This is a genomic window from Shewanella sp. ZOR0012, assembly GCF_000798835.1.
GTDB lineage: Bacteria > Pseudomonadota > Gammaproteobacteria > Enterobacterales > Shewanellaceae > Shewanella > Shewanella xiamenensis.
Map to the genome: position 1 here is coordinate 1 of NZ_JTLE01000073.1, position 227 is coordinate 227.

Annotated in this window: 1 protein-coding gene; it reads right to left on the reverse strand. The window is 55.1% G+C overall.

Annotation, left to right across the window (positions count from 1 at the left end; translation table 11 throughout):
* Positions 1 to 227: Ig-like domain-containing protein (locus tag L976_RS01630; protein WP_047533567.1), on the reverse strand; the 227-nt coding region annotated here is incomplete at both ends.

The window sequence follows — 227 nt, forward strand, 5'->3', positions numbered from 1 at the left end:
CCGTCTTGGTCAATCTTGGTGTCAATCACCACATCTTGGGTAACAGTTTTGCTGTTGCCGGCCACGTCGGTGACGGTGGCGCTGACAGGGTAAGTGCCGTCAGGCAGCACAGTACCGGTCAGGTCGACGCTCCAGTTACCTTGCGCATCAATCACTAAGCCGTTGGCGGTGGTGTAAACCACACCATTGATGGTGACGGCTAAGGTGCTGTTGTCACCTAAATCGAC